Origin of the sequence: Microbacterium alkaliflavum, assembly GCF_044325405.1 — a bacterium.
Taxonomy (GTDB): domain Bacteria; phylum Actinomycetota; class Actinomycetes; order Actinomycetales; family Microbacteriaceae; genus Microbacterium; species Microbacterium alkaliflavum.
Genome location: NZ_JBIQWL010000010.1, coordinates 47,375 through 63,447 on the forward strand (window position 1 = coordinate 47,375; position 16,073 = coordinate 63,447).

17 protein-coding genes are annotated in these 16,073 nt (G+C 70.5%); 8 read left to right on the forward strand and 9 right to left on the reverse strand.

Features of this window, described 5'->3' with window-relative positions:
* The first annotated feature begins 77 nt into the window (after nucleotides 1-77).
* Nucleotides 78-323, forward strand: coding sequence for a DUF4287 domain-containing protein (locus ACH3VR_RS19315; protein WP_397557957.1), 246 nt, complete (start codon nucleotides 78-80; stop codon nucleotides 321-323).
* 3 nt (nucleotides 324-326) lie between these two features.
* On the opposite strand, the gene ACH3VR_RS19320 is transcribed toward ACH3VR_RS19315, so the two are convergent.
* Entirely contained in the window at nucleotides 327-1,547 is a 1,221-nt protein-coding gene (locus ACH3VR_RS19320) for a globin domain-containing protein (protein ID WP_397557958.1), read from the reverse strand.
* Nucleotides 1,548-1,683: 136 nt separating this feature from the next.
* On the opposite strand from ACH3VR_RS19320, the gene ACH3VR_RS19325 reads away from it, so the two are divergent.
* Entirely contained in the window at nucleotides 1,684-2,304 is a 621-nt protein-coding gene (locus ACH3VR_RS19325) for a helix-turn-helix domain-containing protein (protein ID WP_397557959.1), read from the forward strand.
* A gap of 58 nt (nucleotides 2,305-2,362) precedes the next feature.
* On the opposite strand, the gene speB is transcribed toward ACH3VR_RS19325, so the two are convergent.
* Genes speB through ACH3VR_RS19345 form a run of 4 tightly spaced genes read right to left on the reverse strand, consistent with a single transcriptional unit; the run spans nucleotide 2,363 to nucleotide 7,984 of the window.
* A complete protein-coding gene (gene speB / locus ACH3VR_RS19330; protein ID WP_397557960.1) occupies nucleotides 2,363-3,322 on the reverse strand; it encodes an agmatinase in 960 nt (319 codons plus the stop codon).
* Nucleotides 3,319-4,986 (reverse strand): thiamine pyrophosphate-binding protein, encoded by a 1,668-nt coding sequence (locus ACH3VR_RS19335; RefSeq protein WP_449566857.1) that lies wholly within the window; start codon nucleotides 4,984-4,986, stop codon nucleotides 3,319-3,321. Before ACH3VR_RS19335 ends, speB begins: the two co-directional genes overlap by 4 nt.
* Nucleotides 4,987-4,988: 2 nt before the next feature.
* Nucleotides 4,989-6,659, reverse strand: coding sequence for an amidohydrolase (locus ACH3VR_RS19340; RefSeq protein ID WP_397557962.1), 1,671 nt, complete (start codon nucleotides 6,657-6,659; stop codon nucleotides 4,989-4,991).
* Nucleotides 6,656-7,984, reverse strand: a complete 1,329-nt coding sequence (locus ACH3VR_RS19345) for an MFS transporter (RefSeq protein WP_397557963.1) — start codon at nucleotides 7,982-7,984, stop codon at nucleotides 6,656-6,658. The genes ACH3VR_RS19340 and ACH3VR_RS19345 overlap by 4 nt, the downstream gene beginning before the upstream one ends.
* 213 nt (nucleotides 7,985-8,197) lie before the next feature.
* Between ACH3VR_RS19345 and ACH3VR_RS19350 the strand changes: the two genes are divergently transcribed.
* Together ACH3VR_RS19350 and ACH3VR_RS19355 are read left to right on the forward strand one after the other, a co-directional pair.
* Nucleotides 8,198-9,088, forward strand: coding sequence for an Lrp/AsnC family transcriptional regulator (locus tag ACH3VR_RS19350; RefSeq protein WP_397557964.1), 891 nt, complete (start codon nucleotides 8,198-8,200; stop codon nucleotides 9,086-9,088).
* 56 nt (nucleotides 9,089-9,144) lie between these two features.
* Entirely contained in the window at nucleotides 9,145-9,501 is a 357-nt protein-coding gene (locus ACH3VR_RS19355) for an MmcQ/YjbR family DNA-binding protein (protein ID WP_397557965.1), read from the forward strand.
* A 93-nt stretch (nucleotides 9,502-9,594) separates the two neighbouring features.
* Here ACH3VR_RS19355 and ACH3VR_RS19360 read toward each other — a convergent pair whose 3' ends face one another.
* Nucleotides 9,595-10,905, reverse strand: a complete 1,311-nt coding sequence (locus tag ACH3VR_RS19360) for an ABC transporter permease (RefSeq protein ID WP_397557966.1) — start codon at nucleotides 10,903-10,905, stop codon at nucleotides 9,595-9,597.
* Nucleotides 10,902-11,606, reverse strand: coding sequence for an ABC transporter ATP-binding protein (locus ACH3VR_RS19365; protein WP_397557967.1), 705 nt, complete (start codon nucleotides 11,604-11,606; stop codon nucleotides 10,902-10,904). The genes ACH3VR_RS19360 and ACH3VR_RS19365 overlap by 4 nt, the downstream gene beginning before the upstream one ends.
* Nucleotides 11,607-11,780: 174 nt before the next feature.
* Between ACH3VR_RS19365 and ACH3VR_RS19370 the strand changes: the two genes are divergently transcribed.
* The 3 genes from ACH3VR_RS19370 to ACH3VR_RS19380 are packed head-to-tail and all read left to right on the forward strand — an operon-like array spanning nucleotide 11,781 to nucleotide 14,145.
* Nucleotides 11,781-12,953: a sensor histidine kinase gene (locus ACH3VR_RS19370; protein ID WP_397557968.1), complete on the forward strand. Its 1,173-nt coding sequence runs from the start codon at nucleotides 11,781-11,783 to the stop codon at nucleotides 12,951-12,953.
* Nucleotides 12,950-13,636 carry a response regulator gene (locus tag ACH3VR_RS19375; protein ID WP_397557969.1) on the forward strand — a complete coding sequence of 229 codons (687 nt, stop codon included), beginning with the start codon at nucleotides 12,950-12,952 and terminating at the stop codon, nucleotides 13,634-13,636. The genes ACH3VR_RS19370 and ACH3VR_RS19375 overlap by 4 nt, the downstream gene beginning before the upstream one ends.
* A gap of 53 nt (nucleotides 13,637-13,689) precedes the next feature.
* Nucleotides 13,690-14,145, forward strand: coding sequence for a nitroreductase/quinone reductase family protein (locus ACH3VR_RS19380; protein WP_397557970.1), 456 nt, complete (start codon nucleotides 13,690-13,692; stop codon nucleotides 14,143-14,145).
* Between the two features lie 7 nt (nucleotides 14,146-14,152).
* Here ACH3VR_RS19380 and ACH3VR_RS19385 read toward each other — a convergent pair whose 3' ends face one another.
* On the reverse strand, nucleotides 14,153-14,485 hold the full coding sequence (locus ACH3VR_RS19385; protein WP_397557971.1) for a hypothetical protein: 333 nt from the start codon (nucleotides 14,483-14,485) through the stop codon (nucleotides 14,153-14,155).
* Entirely contained in the window at nucleotides 14,470-15,195 is a 726-nt protein-coding gene (locus ACH3VR_RS19390; protein ID WP_397557972.1) for a Gfo/Idh/MocA family protein, read from the reverse strand. Before ACH3VR_RS19390 ends, ACH3VR_RS19385 begins: the two co-directional genes overlap by 16 nt.
* 400 nt (nucleotides 15,196-15,595) lie before the next feature.
* Here ACH3VR_RS19390 and ACH3VR_RS19395 point away from each other — a divergent pair, with 400 nt between their 5' ends.
* Nucleotides 15,596-16,030: a Fur family transcriptional regulator gene (locus tag ACH3VR_RS19395; protein WP_397557973.1), complete on the forward strand. Its 435-nt coding sequence runs from the start codon at nucleotides 15,596-15,598 to the stop codon at nucleotides 16,028-16,030.
* Nucleotides 16,031-16,073: the final 43 nt, after the last annotated feature.

Consider the following 16,073-nt stretch of genomic DNA (forward strand, 5'->3'; position numbering starts at 1 on the left):
CGCGCCGCCCGCGCGTGTCGGGCGGCGGCAGCCCGCGCGGCCTGCGCGTGTCGGGCGGCCTCGCTAGAGTCGCGACCATGGCTGAGCACCGCGTGACCCCGCCCCCGCCGTCGGACGAGAAGCCGAAGGGGCCGGCCTCGTACTTCCCGAGCATCGAGAAGAACTACGGCCGGCCCATCCAGGATTGGCTCGACATCGCCGCCGACCAGCTCGACGACCACAAGCACATGGAGGTCGTCGAGTACCTCAAGTCGGAGTACGGCATGGGTCACGGCCACGCGCAGGCGATCGTCGGCTACACGAAGGCGCAGCTCCCGAGCTGACGCTCAGGCGGCGGCGTTGTCGGGGTTGTGCGCCCAGAGGTCGGGGCCGAACACCTCGTAGTTGATCCTCTCGCTCGGCACGCCGCGCGAGATGAGGGTCGAGCGCGCCGCCTGCATGAACGGGAGCGGACCGCACATGAAGACCGTCGCGTCGTCGGGGAGCTCGACCTCGGTGAGGTCCATGAATCCCGACAGCGCGGGGTGCAGCGTCGGGGCGGACTCGGCATCCGTCTCGTACCAGTTCTGCGCCTTCGCGTCGGGCATCGCGAGCACCTGACGGCGCAGCGACTCGTAGAGCGCGTGCGTGTCGTGCGCCCGGTCGGCGTGGAAGAGACGCACGGTGCGGTCGGGCTGGCGGCGCGAGAGGTCTTCGAGGATCGCCGCGATCGGCGTGATGCCGATACCCGCCGACACGAGCACGAGCGGCTGGTCGGACTCGTCGAGCACGACATCGCCCGCCGGCTGCGACACGTCGAGCACCGTGCCGGGCTGCGCGTTCTCGTGCAGCCACGTCGACACCTGACCCTCGGGGGTTCCGTCGACGCCGCGCACGCGCTTGACCGTCACGCGGAGCGAATCGCCGCGGCGGCCCGACGAGATCGTGTACTGCCGCGGCTGGCGCGTGCCGTCGGGCAGGTCGACGGCGATCGCGACGTACTGGCCCGTGTGGTGCGACGGGGTCTCGCCGGACACGGGGGCGAGCAGCAGCGAGATGACGTCTTCGGACTCGTCGATGCGCTCCACGACGCGGTACTTGCGCCACGGCTGCTCCGGGTCGGTGCCGCCGAGCGCGTAGAGCCGCGCCTCCTCGGCGATGAGCGCCGTCGCGAACAGCCAGTAGACCTCGTCCCACGCGGCCCGCACCTCGGGGGTGACGGCGTCGCCCAGCACCGTGCCGACGGCGTCGAGCAGGTGATGTCCGACGATGAGATACGAGCGGGCCTGGATGCCGAGCGAGACGTGCTTGTGCGCGATGCGCTCCATGACGGGCGTGAAGTCGGGTGCATTCGGGTCGATCAGCTGCACCGCGAACGCGACGACCGAAGCGGCGAGCGCCTTGGGCTGCTCGCCGATGGCCTGGTTGGCGCGGTTGAAGACGTTGAGCAGCTCCGGGTGGGCCGCGAACATGGCGGGGTAGAAGACTTTCGTGATCTCCTCCGCGTGGGCGGCGACGACGCCTGCGGTGGCGGCGACGATGGCTTCGGACTCCGGTGAGAGCTTCATGACGATCCCTTTCTCGATCGGGTCACGACGACTCTTCGACGATCCCGCGCCCGGGGCCTGCGCGCCACCCCTTCGACCGGTTTTATTCGGCTCCGCCCCAGCCGCTCGCGGCCTGTGTCCGGTTACCCTCGAAACCATGCCCCGCCGCGTCCACGACTTCCGCGGGCTCACCCAGCCGCGTCGTCTGCAGCTCCTGCACGCCATCCAGCGGGTGCCCGGACGCCGCATCGGCGAGCTCGCGTCGGAGTGCGGCATCCCGCTCAACACGGTGCGCGACCATCTGCGGGTGCTGGAGGACGAAGGCCTCATCCGCAGCGAGACGCTCGCCGTCGGCACGCGCGGCCGGCCTCCCGTCGTGTTCCATCCGGTGCGGGAGTCGGCGTCGAACCCGGCGGCGACGGCACGCGTCGAAGGGGCGAGTGAGCGGGGGCGGATGCTCCGCGCCGTCACGCAGCAGGATTCCGGCCCGCTCGACCCGGACGCCGCGCGCCAGCTCGACGTGCTCTACGAGCACCTCGACGACGCCGGTCTCGAACCCGTCGTCGACGAGCGCGCGCTGTCGTTCGACCTCGCGCCGTGCCGGTACCACGACATGATCGACGAGGACCGCGCGCTCGTATGCGGTGTGCACGCACGACTCGTCGAAGACGTGCTGCGCCACACCGAGGGCCCGCTCTCGGTCGAGCGGCTCGAGCCGTTCGTGACCGCGCACCAGTGCCGGCTGCTCCTGACCCTCGAGCCGCCCGCGCCGCGCTGATCGAACCGCGGCGTCACGCTGAGCCTCACGCCAGCGCCGCGCTGATCGAACCGCGGCGTCACGCCCGGCGCGAGCCGCCGATCTGCGCGGCCATGAGCGTCACGAGCTCGTAGAGCACGTGGCTGGCGGCGATGCCGGTGAGCTGGGCGTGGTCGTACGCGGGCGAGACCTCGACGACGTCGGCGCCGACGATGCGGCTGCCGCTCAGCGCGCGCAGCATCCTGAGCACTTCCCTGCTCGTGAGTCCGCCGGCCTCGGGCGTACCCGTGCCGGGTGCGTGCGCGGGGTCGAGCACGTCGATGTCGATCGAGACGTAGACAGGCCGGTCGCCGAGGCGCTGCAGCATGCGCTCGATCGCCTTCTCGACGCCCTGCTCCTCGACGTCGACGCTCGAGATGATCGAGAAGCCGAGGCGCTGGTCGTCGTCGAGGTCCTGTCGCGAGTAGAGCGGGCCGCGCGTGCCGACGTGGCAGCTCGCGGTGAGGTCGATGAGCCCCTCCTCGCTCGCGCGGCGGAACGGCGTGCCGTGCGTCACGGGTGCGCCGAAGTAGGTGTCCCACGTGTCGAGGTGCGCGTCGAAGTGGAGGACGGCGACGGGGCCGTGCTTCTTCGTGACGGCGCGCAGGAGCGGCAGCGCGATCGTGTGGTCGCCCCCGATCGTCACGATGCGATCGACGCGCTCCCCGAGCGCGGTCGCGGCGCGCTCGATCTCGCCGACGGCCTCGCCGATGTCGAAGGGGTTGGCCGGGATGTCGCCAGCGTCGACGACCTGGGCCTCGGCGAACGGCGACACGTCCTGCGCGGGGTTGTACGGGCGCAGCAGGCGCGACGACTCGCGCACGTGCGAGGGGCCGAAGCGCGCGCCGGGGCGGTAGCTGACGCCGGAGTCGAACGGGATGCCGACGAGGGCGATGTCGGCGCGCTCGACGTCTTCGATGCGGGGCAGCCGGGCGAACGTCGCGATGCCCGCGTAGCGGGGATTGACCGATGCGTCGACCGGTCCGATGTTGTCGGTCATGAGTCTTCCTTCGAGCTGCGGTCTCGGCGGTTCAGCGCCGCTTGCGGGACGTGGACGAGCTGCACGCCGCCCTCGGCGACGGCAGCCCGGATGGCCGGCTCGACGTCGTCGAGCGCGTCGACGCGACGGCCGACGCCGCCGAAGGCCGCAGCGAGGGCGACCCAGTCGGGCTGCACGAGGTCGACGCCGATGGGATGGATGCCGCGGTCCACTTCGTTCTGCCGGATCTCGGCGTAGCCGCCGTTGTCGACGCACACGATCGTGAGGTCGAGGCGCTGCTCGACGGCGGTCGCGAGCTCGTTGACGCAGAACATGAGCGCGCCATCGCCCAGCACGGCCACGACGGGCCGGTCGGGGCGTGCGACGCGCGCGCCGATCGCCGCGGGCAGGCCGTAGCCGAGCGTCGCGTACGTGGGTGTGTAGAGGAGGGAGTGCGGCTGCGACTGGTGCACGACATTGGCGAGCGCGAGGTAGACGATCTGCGACGAGTCGCCGGCGACGATCGCGTCGTCGGGAAGCGCCGCAGCGATCCGCTCGGCGAGCTCGACCGTCTCTGGGGCCGCCTCGCGCGTCTCAACGGCGATGGCGTCGCGCACGACAGCGAGCTCGGGCTGCGCCCGCGTGCCGGCGGGAAGCGCGTCGAGCAGTTCCGCGACGACAGCGGCCGTGTCGCCGACGATGCCGACGGTGGCCTCGAGGTTCTTGTGCAGCTGCGCCGCCGACACGTCCACGCGCACGACCGCACCACGCACCGCGAGTGCGGGCGCCCACAACTCCGCGGAGCCGAGCTTCGACCCGAGCACGATGAGCACGTCGGCCGCCTCGGCGACGTCGCGGGCAGCCTCCAGCCGCAGGTTCGCGCCGAGCGAGAGCGGATGCCGCTCATCGAGGGTCGCCTTGCCGTTGAGCGTCGTGAGCACCGGCGCCGAGAGCCGCTCGGCGAGCGCCGTGACCTCCCGGACAGCCCGCGTCGCGCCGCCGCCGGCCACGATGACAGGCCGCCGAGCCGCGCCGATGAGGCGTCCGGCGCGGGCGACGGCATCCCGATCGATGCGCTCCGCGCGCGCAGCCGGACGTGCCGCACGGGCGCTCGCCGGAAGATCGGCGGGCGCCTCGAGCACGTCGAGCGGGATCTCGATGTGCACGGGCCGCGGCCGGCCCGTGCGGAACAGCGCGAAGGCGTCGTGCACGGCGTCGACGGCCTCGGCGGCACTCGACACTCGGCGCGACCACTCGGCGATCGCGCCGACCATGGCGGAGGCATCCTTCGTCTCGTGCAGGGTTCCGACGTCGCGGAACTCCTCGCCGCGCGGCACCCCCGGCGACACGACGAGGAGTGGCCGCGACTCGCAGAACGCCGTGCCGATGGCACTCATGGCGTTCTGCAGGCCCGGGCCCGACGTCGTGATGACGACGCCGGGCAGGCCGGTCTGCTGCGCCCAGCCGTCGGCGCCGTAGCCCGAGCCCTGCTCGTGGCGGTTCGTCACGGCGCGGATGCCGAGCTCTGCGAGCGGGCGGTACAGCTCGAGGTTGTGCGTGCCGGGGATGCCGAAGACCGTCGTCACGCCGTAGGCGCGGATCGTCTCCATGACGGCACGGCCCGCCGTGTCGGCGTACTGCTCGGCGATGTCGGTCTCAGCCCGGTCGGTGCTCACGATGCTCATCCTCAGGCCGCCCGGTGTCGGCGCTCGCCGTCGACCCACGTCTCGAGCACGCGGATGCCCGAGATCTCGTCCGCCGCGACGGCGAGCGGATCGCCCGACAGCACGGCGAAGTCGGCGTACTTCCCGGGCTCGAGCGACCCGAGGTCGTCTTCCCGGCCGATCGACACGGCGCCTTCGTAGGTGTGCGCGCGGAGGGCCGCGCGCGCCGAGACGCGGAGGTCGTCGGGGCCGAGCCTGTGACCTCGGCGCGTGATGCGGGTCACGGCGGTCTGGATGGCCTCGAGCGGGATGGGCTCGGCGACGGGCGCGTCGGACGAGATCGTGAACGGCACGCCGGCGGCCTCGAACTCGCCGAGCGGGTTGAACCGCTCCCCCGGCGTGCCGATCGCCTGCTCGACGCCCTCGCCCCAGTTGAAGTAGTGCTGCGTCTGGTTGACGGGGCGGATGCCCGACACCGCCATGCGCTGGATCTGCTCGGGGGTCGGCAGCCCGCAGTGCTCGATGCGGTGCCGCGCGTCGGCGTCGGGCCGGTCGGCGAGCGCCGCCTCGATCGCCGAGACCACCATCTCGATCGCCGTCGGCGACTGCGCGTGGGTCGCCGTCTGCAGCCCCGCGCCATGCGCGCGGCGGATCAGCTCGGCGTACTCGGCGGGCTCGTGGTAGAGCTGGCCGGTACGGCACGGGTCGCCGACGTAGCCGTCGGGGAAGTACGCCGTCCAGCCGCCGAGCGTGCCGTCGGCGTAGAGCTTGATGCCGGCGAAGCTCAGGTAGGCGTTGCCGAACTGGCCGACGAGCCCCATATCGAGAGCGTCGTCGAGCAGGTGCGACAGGAGGTACATCGAGACGCGCAGCTCGAGTCGGCCGGCCTCCGCGAGGCGCAGGTACATGTCGAACTCGCGGCGCGACACCTGCGCGTCGCCGATCGTCGTGACGCCGCCCGCGAGGAAGCGCTGCGTCGCGGCATCCAGCTGTCGCAGGTGCTCCTCGGGCTCGTCGGCGAGGTGGAAGTTCGGCCCGTGGTGGCCGATCTTCACGCCGTGCACGCCCGTGAGGATGTTGCACGCGGCGTCGGAGATCTCGCCCGTGAGCTCTCCGTCGGCGTCGCGGAAGTACTCGCCGCCGTCGGGGTTCGGCGTGTCTCGGTCGACGCCGTGCAGCGCGAAGGTGCGGGAGTTCACGACTCCCCCGTGGCCCGACGCGTTCATGAGGTACACCTCACGGTCCGTCGCGACCTCGTCGAGCTCGAATCGGGTGGGATGCCGCCGCTCAGCCAGGTTGCGGTGCTCGTAGCCGTAGCCCCGCACGGGGCGCCCGGCGGGAAGTCCGGCCGCGGCATCCTTCAGGAGGGCGAGGATCTCGGGGATGCTCGCCGCCTTCTCCGGCCCGCAGTCGACCCACGTCATCAGCTGGCCGAACATGAGCGGGTGCGCGTGGGCGTCGATGAAGCCGGGGACGACGACGGCGTCACCGAGGTCAACCCGTTCGGGCTCGAGTCCGAGCCGCTCGGCGGCCGCCTCGCACTCGGCGGCCGAACCGAGGGCGAGGATGCGGCCGGCGTCGGTCAGCATCGCGGTGGCGGTGCTGCCTGTGGCGTCGACGGTGTGGATGACGCGGGCCGTGACCAGGCGCGGCGCGGTCTGCACGGGGCGGTCGAAGGCGGCGAGCTTTCTCATGACACTCGATTCGTGGTGGTGTCGGTGCGGGGGACGAAGGTGTCGGTGACCGGCGCCTCGTCGGAGTGCTGCGGCGCGAGCTTCGTGCAGATCGCCGCGAGGACCGCCATGCCGGTGAACATCGCGATGACCGACCAGATGCTGCCCGTCCACGAGATGAGCTGGGTCGCGAACCAGGGCGAGAAGCCGGCCCAGACGGCCGCGCCGACGCCGTACGACAGCGCGATCGACGTGTAGCGGGCCTGCGGGCGGAACATCTGCGCGAGGATCGCGGCGATCGGGGCGTAGGTGGCGCTCATCGCGATGCGCACGAGCGACGCCATGAGGAAGATGACCGGTTCGATGCGGCCCGGCAGCACCAGCATGAACGGCACGAACGTCAGCACGGAGGTTGCAAGACCGATGTACATGATGTTCTTGCGGCCCCACTTGTCGCCGAGCCAGGCGACGGGCAGTGTCACGAGGAACTCGATGAACGACGCGATCGTCATGGCGTCGAGGATGACCTGCTCGCTGACGCCGATCGTGTCGCCCGTCGCGTACGCGGTCGCGAACGTCGTGGCGAGGTAGTAGCCGCCGGTCGAGATCGGCAGCAGGCCGATGCCGAGGAGGATCGGCCACCAGTTGACGCGCAGCGCGAACGCGAGCGGCATCGACTGCTTGCGGCCCTCGACCTTCGACTCGAAGACCGGCGACTCCTCGACGCGGTAGCGCACCCAGAAGCCGACGCCGACCAGCACGATCGAGAGGAGGAACGGGATGCGCCATCCGCCGTTCATGATGAAGTCGTCGCCTGCGCGCGACATGATCGCGAAGATGCCCGAGGCCAGCAGCGCACCGGCGGGGTTGCCGAGCTGCGTGAAGCCGCCGTAGAAGGTCTTCTTGCCGGCGGGTGCGTGCTCGACGCTCATGAGCACCGCGCCGCCCCACTCGCCGCCGACCGCGAGGCCCTGCACGGCGCGCAGGAGGATCAGCAGGATCGGAGCCCAGATGCCGATCGCGTCGTAGGTGGGGAGGCATCCCACGAGCACCGTCGAGGCGCCCATGAGCAGGAGCGTGATGACGAGCGACACGCGCCGGCCGAGCTTGTCGCCGATGTGGCCGAACAGGATGCCGCCGAGCGGGCGGACGAGGAAGGCCACGGCGAAGGTCGCGAAGGCCGCGGCCGTCTCGGCGAGGGGGTCGCCGCTCGGGAAGAACAGCGGGCCGAACACGAGCGCGGCGGCCGTCGCGTAGATGTAGAAGTCGTACCACTCGATCGTGGTGCCGGCGAACGCGGCGAGACCGGCTCGTCGTGCCCTGCTGGTGGTCGGGTTGGAAGTCATGACCGCTCCTTTGCGGATGATCGGGGATGCGAAGGATGCTACGAGCGTCCAGACGCCTCGGCAACCGCGAAAGTCCAGCCGAACGGCTTCCTCACTGGAGTTCTGAATCCGAATGCATGCATGCGTTCGGAAACGTCACTCAGGGGCCCTCGTGTGGTCTACTTCTGTCAGGGATCAGGAGCGATCCCGGGAAATTCGACGAATCGAGCGGACATGGACTTCGACGCCGATCTGATCCGCGCCCTGCAGGAGAACGGCAGGGCGAGCATCCACTCGCTGGGCGAGCGGCTCGGCCGGCCTCGTGCTGCCGTCTCGGAGCGCCTGCACGCGATGCTCGCCGACGGCACCGTGCGCGTCGTCGCTGCCGTCGATCCCGGGTTCCTCGGGCAGCATGTGCTCGCGCACGTCTCGATCCGCACCGACGCCACGGTCGAGCCGCTCGCGCAGCGCCTGCGCGGGCTCGGCGAGACGGTGCTCGTGTCGGCGATCGGCGGCGCGCACGACCTCGTCACGGAGGTGCGCGTCGGCTCGATGGCGGCGTTGCATGACCTCCTCGCCGAGATCCGGGCGATGCCGAGGGTCGTCGACATCAACACGCTCATCTACTCGAGCGTCGTGAAGGGCTTCTTCGTGTCGGACTACCGCGGCGACGTCACGATCGACACGACCGACACGGCGCTCATCGAGCTGCTGCAGCGCGACGGCAGGATGAGCTTCCGCGCCCTCGGCGAGGCGGTGCGCCTCTCCCCTTCCGCCGTCACGACCCGCGTCGAGCGGCTCATCGGCAGCGGCGTCATCAAGATCAGCGCCGTCGAGGCGCGCGGACTCGCGCACCGGCAGCTCTCGATGGGTGTCGGCCTCAACCTCACGGCCGACGACGACACGGTCATGGAGGCGCTGCGGACATGGCGGGGCGTCGACTTCGCGGCGCGCACGCTCGGGCGCTTCGACGCCGTCATGACGCTCGTCGAGCCGTCGGCGGGCGCCCTCTACGCGAGCCTGGAGCGCATCCGCTCACTCCCCGGCGTCGCGCACGTCGAGGCGTGGTTCCACCTCGCGGTGCTCAAAGAGGATTACGCGCGCACGCTCAGGCCCGCAGGCTGAGCGCGCTCGCCGGAGCAGCCCGGGCGGGCGCGGCATCCATCGGCCATACTGGCGCCGTGAGCCCTGAAGACGTCCACGCGTACTGCGCCGCGAAGCCGGGTGCCTGGGAGGACCAGCCCTGGGAGGGCGACGTCGTCTTCAAGGTGGGGCCGGGCGAGCGCGGCAAGATCTTCGCCTTCTACGGCGACGGGACCAGGGTCGGCGTCAAGGCCGCCACGACCCGCGACGAGGCCGACGAGTGGCTCGTCCGGTATCCCGACGATGCCCGCGCGTCGGCGTACATCGGGCGATCGGGCTGGAACTCGCTGAACACGGGGGGCGGCATCCCCGACGACGAGCTGCGCGAGGCGATCGACACGTCGTACGAGCTCGTCGTCGCGGGGCTGCCGAAGAAGCTCCGGCCGGGAACCTAGCGGGCCCAGCCCGGAAGTTCGGGGTCGCGAAGTGCGGGAATCACGTCGAATATCCGCAGAACGCGACCCCGAACCGCCTGGCGTCGGTGGCAGTCACTCGTAGCGCAGCGACTCCACCGGATCAGCCCGCGCCGCGCGCGCCGCCGGCAGCGTGCCTGCGAGGAACGCGATGAACATCACGACGAGGATGATGACGGCGATCGAGCTCGGTGCGAACGAGATCACCTGCAGCCCCGGCAGATTCGACAGCAACCCACGTGACAGCACACCGCTCACCGCGGTGCCCGCCGCGATCGCCGCGACGACGCCGATCGCGCTGCCGAGGAAGCCGATGAAGGTCGCCTCGAGGCTGAATAGTCCGAAGACCTTGCCCGACCCCATCCCCATCGCCTTCATCAAGCCGATCTCGCGCGTGCGCTCCTGCACCGACATGAGCAGCGTGTTCACGATGCCGAAGCTCGCCGCGAGCAGCGCGATGATCGCGAAGGCGTTGAGCACGAGGACGATGCCGTCGATGACGGTCGTGAACGTGCCGAGCTGCTGCGTCAGGGTCGTCGAGGTGAAGCCGGCGTCCTTCAGCGCCGACTGCACGGCCGTGATCTCGGCATCCGTCGCCCCTTCCGCGACCCACACGTGCGCCGAGGCGTAGCGTCCGATCTGGGCCTGCGGCACACCCACCTTCTGCGTGTCGTACAGCGTCGTCGTGAGCGCGTCGTTGGGCGTGATGGCCTCGGTCCCGGCGCCGAGGCTGAAGCTCGCCTCCGACACCCCGACGACGGTCGCCTCGACGGTCTGCTGCTCACCGTTGCCGTCGGTCAGGGCGATCGTCACGGTGCTGCCCACGGCATCCGCAGCACTCGAGAACCCGAGCGGCTCGACGTAGCCCGCGGGCAGCGCGAGCTGGAGCGCGTCCGAGCCCGAATCGGGCTGCTCCCCCGCCGCGAGCTGCACCACCTGGCCCGCGATGAACGAGCCGGCGCTCACGCGGTACTTCGCGCCTCCGCCGTACTGGATGTAGTCGAGCGTCACGGCGCGCACCGGTTCGACCTTCTCGACGCCGTCGACCGCGGCGATCGCGTCGAGATCGTCCTGCGTCATGGCCTCGACAGTGCCGGGGTCGCCGGGGCCACGACCAGCACTCACGGCATCCGGGTCGTACTTCTGCGGACCGCTGTCGGTTCCCGCCTGCGCTTGCGAGTCGGCAGCCTTCGTGACGGTGATCGCCGTGTCGGTGCCGAACGACGCGACGGTCGAGTCGATGTAGGCGTTGATGCCGGTGCCGAGACCGTTCGTGATCGTCAGGGTGAAGGCGCCGACGAAAATCGCGAGGATCGTCAGGATCGTGCGCGTCTTCGAGCGGAACGTGCTCGAGATCGCCGAGCCGATGAGGTCGATCGTCTTCATGCCGCGACCTCCTCGCGGTCCGCCGCTTCGACGACGAGTCCGTCGCGGATGTGGATGCGGCGATCGCACCGCGCCGCGAGCTCCTCGTCGTGCGTCACGATGACGAGGGTGATGCCGTGCTCGCGGTTGAGGGCGAAGAGGATGTCTTCGACGACGGCACCCGTCGCGGTGTCGAGGTTGCCCGTGGGCTCGTCGGCGAAGATGATGCGCGGGTCGTTGACGAGGGCGCGGGCGATCACGGCGCGCTGCTTCTGGCCGCCCGACAGGTTGACGGCCTTGTTCTTCGCCTTGTCGCCCATGTCGAGCTGCTCGAGCGCCGCGAGGCCGCGGCGACGCCGCTCACTCCGCCGTACGCCGGCGATCTTGAGCGGGAGGACGACGTTCTCGAGCACCGACTGGTCGGGCGTCAGGAAGAACTGCTGGAACACGAATCCGAAGGTCTGGTTGCGCGCCTTGTTCAGCGTGCGCCCCTTGAGCGCGCGCGTGTCGGTTCCCCCGAGCTCGATGCGTCCCTCCGTGGGCTCGTCCATCAGGGCGAGCAGGTGCATGAGCGTCGACTTGCCCGATCCGGACTTGCCGATGATCGCGAGGGACTCTCCCTCCGCGATGTCGAGGTCCACCCCTTTCAGCGCGTCGAAGCGGTTTGCTCCCCGGCCGTAGCTCTTGCGGAGGCCGTGCGCCGAGATGACGTTCGTGGCCATGTCTCTCCTGTCTCGAGTGCGAATCGCCGGGCAGAGCGCCCGTGACTCCACTCTGCGAGAAGCAGGCGCCCGGCGAATCCGCCGCGGGGAGGCATCCGCGTACAGCATCCGCGGTATGCCGCTCTACGCCACCGGGTGCATGACTGATCGGCCTTCGCGCGGCATGCTGAGGGGATGACCGGCACCGCACCACCCGCCGCCCCGCGCGGCGTGCCGCCGTGGGTGTGGGATGCCGTCGGCGCACTGTGCGTCGTGCTGGGCGCGTTCGTCCGTTTTCCCGAGCTCTCCGGTGTCTACACCGTCATCGGAGCGGTCGCGGTGCTGCTTCCGGCTGTCTTCGTCTTCTTCCGCCGACGCATCCCGTGGGTCGCGCTTCCCGTCACGGTCGTCTGCTACGCCGTCGCCCTCTTCACGTGGCCCACGACACCGCTCTCCGCCCTCGCGATGGCGATCGCGATGTATACCGTCGCCGTCATGTCGACCCGTCGGGTGTCGATCATCACGGCCCTCGTCATCATCATCGTGACCGTCGCGGTGACGGCGATCGTGACGGGCGGCGTGATCCACGCCTGGACCTTCCAGATCATCGTCACCTTCGGCTTCGCAACGGCCCTCGGTGACGCCGTCCGCACGCGCCGCGCCTACATCGCCGAGATCATGCAGCGAGCCGTGCGCGCCGAGCAGACGCGCGAAGCCGAGGCATCCCGTCGCGTCGCGGAGGACCGCCTCCGCATCGCGCGCGATCTGCACGACGCGGTCGCCCATCAGATCTCGGTCATCAGCCTCAACGCCGGTGTGGCCAGCTCCGCCCTCGACGCGGATCCCGAGGCCGCGCGGCGGGCATTGGCGACGATCCGCAGCGCCTCCCGCGACGTGCTGGGCGAGATCGGCAACCTCCTCGCGACGCTCCGGCTCCCCGAAGAGCAGACCGCTCCGCGGGCCCTCACGAGCCTGACTCAGCTCGACACGCTTCTGAACGAGTTCGAGGCATCCGGACTTCACACGACCATCCGCCGCGACGGCGACATGGAGCACCTCCCGACCGCCGTCGACGTCGTCTGCTACCGGATCATCCAGGAGGGCCTCACGAATGCGCTCAAGCACGGCTCGGCGGGCCGCGCACACGTCTGGGTGGCCGTCCGTTCCTCGTCGGTCGACATCGTCATCGCCAACCCGGCCGCCGTCGGCGCCTCGTCATCGACTTCGGGCGGGCACGGGCTGCTCGGCGTGCGCGAGCGGGCTGAGAGCGTGAACGGCACGGTCGTGTCCTCCACCGACGCGACGGGGTTCCGGCTCGAGGTGCACATCCCGCTCACCTCGGGCGCCGTCGCGCGGGCGCACGCATGATCCGCGTCCTCATCGCCGACGATCAGGCCCTCATCCGCACGGCGGTGCGCGAGATCCTGCGCACGCACGACGACATCGAGGTGGTCGGCGAGGCGATCGACGGACGGGATGCCGTTGACCGGGTGCGGCTGCTGAACCCCGACGTCGTCCTGATGGACATCCGGATGCCGGGCACCGACGGCATCCAGGCGACCGAGCTCATCCGCGCCGACGCCGCCCTCAGCGCGAGTCGCGTGCTCATCCTCACGACCTTCGAGGAGGACGACTACGTCGTCGCCGCGCTCAGGGCAGGAGCGAGCGGCTTCATCGGCAAGGGCTCGGAACCCGACGACATCGCCCGCGCGATCCGCACGGTGCACGCCGGCGACGCCCTGCTCTCCCCCGCGGCCACGCGCGGACTCATCGAGCGCTACCTCGCCTCGCCCGGGGCCTCGAGCGATCGCTTCGACGCGAGCCGACTCTCCGAGCTCACCGCGCGCGAGACGGAGATCCTCGCACACGTCGCCCGGGGCGAGTCGAACGAGGAGATCGCCGGCGAGCTGTTCATCTCACCCCACACCGCGAAGACGCACGTCAACCGGATCATGGCCAAGCTCGACGCCCGCGACCGCTCGCAGCTCGTCGTGTGGGGTTACGAGACGGGGCTCGTGCACCCGACGGGCGGAGGCTCCTCGCCGGCATAGTCGCGTCGGGTTGACGCGCGACCACCCCCGCCGAACGGGAGCAGACTCGGATCATGAGCTTCGATTCGCACAAAGGGACCCGCGGGGCGCGGCAGCCGAAAGGCGCTCTGCTGCGCTGGATCACCGGGATCTCGGCGAGGCGGGTCAAGAAGGGCCATGGCATGGGAGGCATGAGCGTGCTCGTGCTCGTCACGATCGGCAAGAAGTCGGGAAAGGTGCGCGAGACGCCGGTCGCGTGGTTCCCGGGGCCGGACGGCGGCTGGATCATCGTCGCCTCTGCCGCCGGCGCGACCGACAACCCTGCCTGGTACTACAACCTCGCCGCACATCCGGATCGGGTCTCGATCGTGCTCGACGCTCGCCCCATCGCGGTGACGCCCCGTCAGCTGCACGGCGCGGAGCGCGCCGCCGCGTGGCAGGTGGTGGTGTCGCGGGTGCCACGCTTCGAGAGCTACCTGTCGAAGACCGACCGGGAGCTCCCCGTCATGCTGCTGACGGCGGAGGGCTGATCGGAACTCAGCCCCTCGGGTCGTAATCGACGACCGTCAGCCGAGTCCGGATCTCGTCGAGCGTCTCGAGGACCGAGACGACCTCGTCGAGGGGATGCAGCGGAGACTCGAGACGCCCTTCGCCGACATACCGGGCCAGCGCCGTCGCCTGGTAGCTGAGCGCGTCGTACCGTTCCTCGAACGCGGTGTCGCGCCATTCCTCGACGACGTCGACGCGGTCGACCCGTCGGGTCAGGACCAGCCCCGTCGGGCTGAAGAACGGGGCCGTGACATCGACTCGGGCGTCGGAGCCGATCACGGCCGCGCGCATCGGCGTCGAGGAGATCATCGACGTCGCCACGACGCATCCGCCCCGCTCTCGTACCCGAGAAGAGCCGTCGCGCGCAGATCGATCCCGTTCTGCGTCGCGAGGCCGGTCGCCTGGATCCGCGTCGGCGTCCCGAGGATCGACGACGCGAACGAGACCGGGTAGACGCCGAGATCGAGCAGTGCGCCGCCCGCGAGCGCGGGATTCCACATCCGCCCCGCGGGATCGTAGGGCGATCGGCCACCGAAGTCGGCCGTGACCTGATGGATCTCGCCGAGCTCGCCGTTCGCGACGAGCTGCCGGAGAATGTCGGACTGCGGCAGGTACCGCGTCCACATCGCCTCCATGACGAGCACGCCCGCGGCGCGGGCCGCGTCGACGATCTCGCGCGCCTCCGGAGCACTGGTCGCGATCGGCTTCTCGATCAGGACGTGCTTGCCCGACGCGATCGCCTGCAGCGCGAGCTCGGCGTGAGCACTGTGCGGGGTGGCGATGTAGACGACGTCGATGTCTTCGTCGGCGAAGAGTGCGTCCGCGGTCTGGTGCGTGCGGCCGAGGTCGTGGGCCTCGGCGAAGGCGGCGGCGCGCGCGGTGTCGCGGGCGGCCACGGCCATGACGTGCTGCGGCGTGCGCGTGCGGAGGGCTGTGACGAATCGGGAGGCGATCCACCCGGTTCCGAGGATGCCCCAGCGCAGGGCGGGGACGGATCCCGGGTCGATCGTGCGGGGAGCGGGGAAGGTCACGGAACGGTCCTTGTCGGTCGATACGGTTCGCGAGATGCAGATGTGCGACGTCCCGAGGCTAGCTGTCGCATCCGTTCGGCGCGCCCGGCGGTAGCCCGAAGGCACCCGTGCCCCACCTCGGCCGGATGTGACGACAGCCCGCCGCTCCGGCCATTCGGGGTCACTCCTGCCCCAGTCAGCCGAGATCCAGGACGGTCGAGGGGTCACCCCGACCCGGGCAGGTCGAGCAGTCCGCCCTGCCGTTCGCGCGGCGCGGCCTCCGGATCGTCCAGACCCAGCTCGGGGAGGATGCGCCGATCCTGGGCTCGGTCCATTTCGCACGGCGCGCACTGCTCGATGCGTAAGGCAGAAGTCATCCAATTGTTTTGATGTATTCAAAACAAGCCCCTAGACTGCTGGCATGAGCTCCCGCGGCCTTCCCTCCCCCGATGCGGGCGAGCGGATCCGCGCGGCGGGCCTCCGGGTGACCGATTCGCGCCGCGCCGTCATCGATGCGCTCGACGCGTATCCGCACGCGGGTGCCGACGAGCTCTTCGAGGTCGTCGCGCGATCGGTCCCGAACACGAGCTTGCAGTCCGTGTACAACGCCCTCAACGACTTCACCGTCGCCGGCCTCGTGCGTCGCATCGAGCCGGCGGGTCAGCCCGGCCGCTTCGAACTGCGCGTCGGCGACAACCACCACCACTTGGTGTGCTCGCGCTGCGGCGCCGTCGAAGACGTCGACTGCGTCGTCGGCGAGCCGCCCTGCCTCACCCCGTCAGACACACACGGGTTCTCCGTGCACGTGGCCGAGATCACGTTCTGGGGCGTCTGTCCCGCGTGCGCCGCGACCTGACACCCCCGATTCGTCCTGTTCGCCCCGTTCGCCCATCTGGAAG

What these genes read in the sequence shown, in the direction of transcription:
- ACH3VR_RS19315 (WP_397557957.1), top strand. Translation starts at nt 78, where the DNA reads ATGGCTGAGCACCGCGTGACCCCGCCCCCGCCGTCGGACGAGAAGCCG.
- ACH3VR_RS19320 (WP_397557958.1), bottom strand. Translation starts at nt 1,547, where the DNA reads ATGAAGCTCTCACCGGAGTCCGAAGCCATCGTCGCCGCCACCGCAGGC.
- ACH3VR_RS19325 (WP_397557959.1), top strand. Translation starts at nt 1,684, where the DNA reads ATGCCCCGCCGCGTCCACGACTTCCGCGGGCTCACCCAGCCGCGTCGT.
- speB (WP_397557960.1), bottom strand. Translation starts at nt 3,322, where the DNA reads ATGACCGACAACATCGGACCGGTCGACGCATCGGTCAATCCCCGCTAC.
- ACH3VR_RS19335 (WP_449566857.1), bottom strand. Translation starts at nt 4,986, where the DNA reads ATGAGCATCGTGAGCACCGACCGGGCTGAGACCGACATCGCCGAGCAG.
- ACH3VR_RS19340 (WP_397557962.1), bottom strand. Translation starts at nt 6,659, where the DNA reads ATGAGAAAGCTCGCCGCCTTCGACCGCCCCGTGCAGACCGCGCCGCGC.
- ACH3VR_RS19345 (WP_397557963.1), bottom strand. Translation starts at nt 7,984, where the DNA reads ATGACTTCCAACCCGACCACCAGCAGGGCACGACGAGCCGGTCTCGCC.
- ACH3VR_RS19350 (WP_397557964.1), top strand. Translation starts at nt 8,198, where the DNA reads ATGGACTTCGACGCCGATCTGATCCGCGCCCTGCAGGAGAACGGCAGG.
- ACH3VR_RS19360 (WP_397557966.1), bottom strand. Translation starts at nt 10,905, where the DNA reads ATGAAGACGATCGACCTCATCGGCTCGGCGATCTCGAGCACGTTCCGC.
- ACH3VR_RS19365 (WP_397557967.1), bottom strand. Translation starts at nt 11,606, where the DNA reads ATGGCCACGAACGTCATCTCGGCGCACGGCCTCCGCAAGAGCTACGGC.
- ACH3VR_RS19370 (WP_397557968.1), top strand. Translation starts at nt 11,781, where the DNA reads ATGACCGGCACCGCACCACCCGCCGCCCCGCGCGGCGTGCCGCCGTGG.
- ACH3VR_RS19375 (WP_397557969.1), top strand. Translation starts at nt 12,950, where the DNA reads ATGATCCGCGTCCTCATCGCCGACGATCAGGCCCTCATCCGCACGGCG.
- ACH3VR_RS19380 (WP_397557970.1), top strand. Translation starts at nt 13,690, where the DNA reads ATGAGCTTCGATTCGCACAAAGGGACCCGCGGGGCGCGGCAGCCGAAA.
- ACH3VR_RS19395 (WP_397557973.1), top strand. Translation starts at nt 15,596, where the DNA reads ATGAGCTCCCGCGGCCTTCCCTCCCCCGATGCGGGCGAGCGGATCCGC.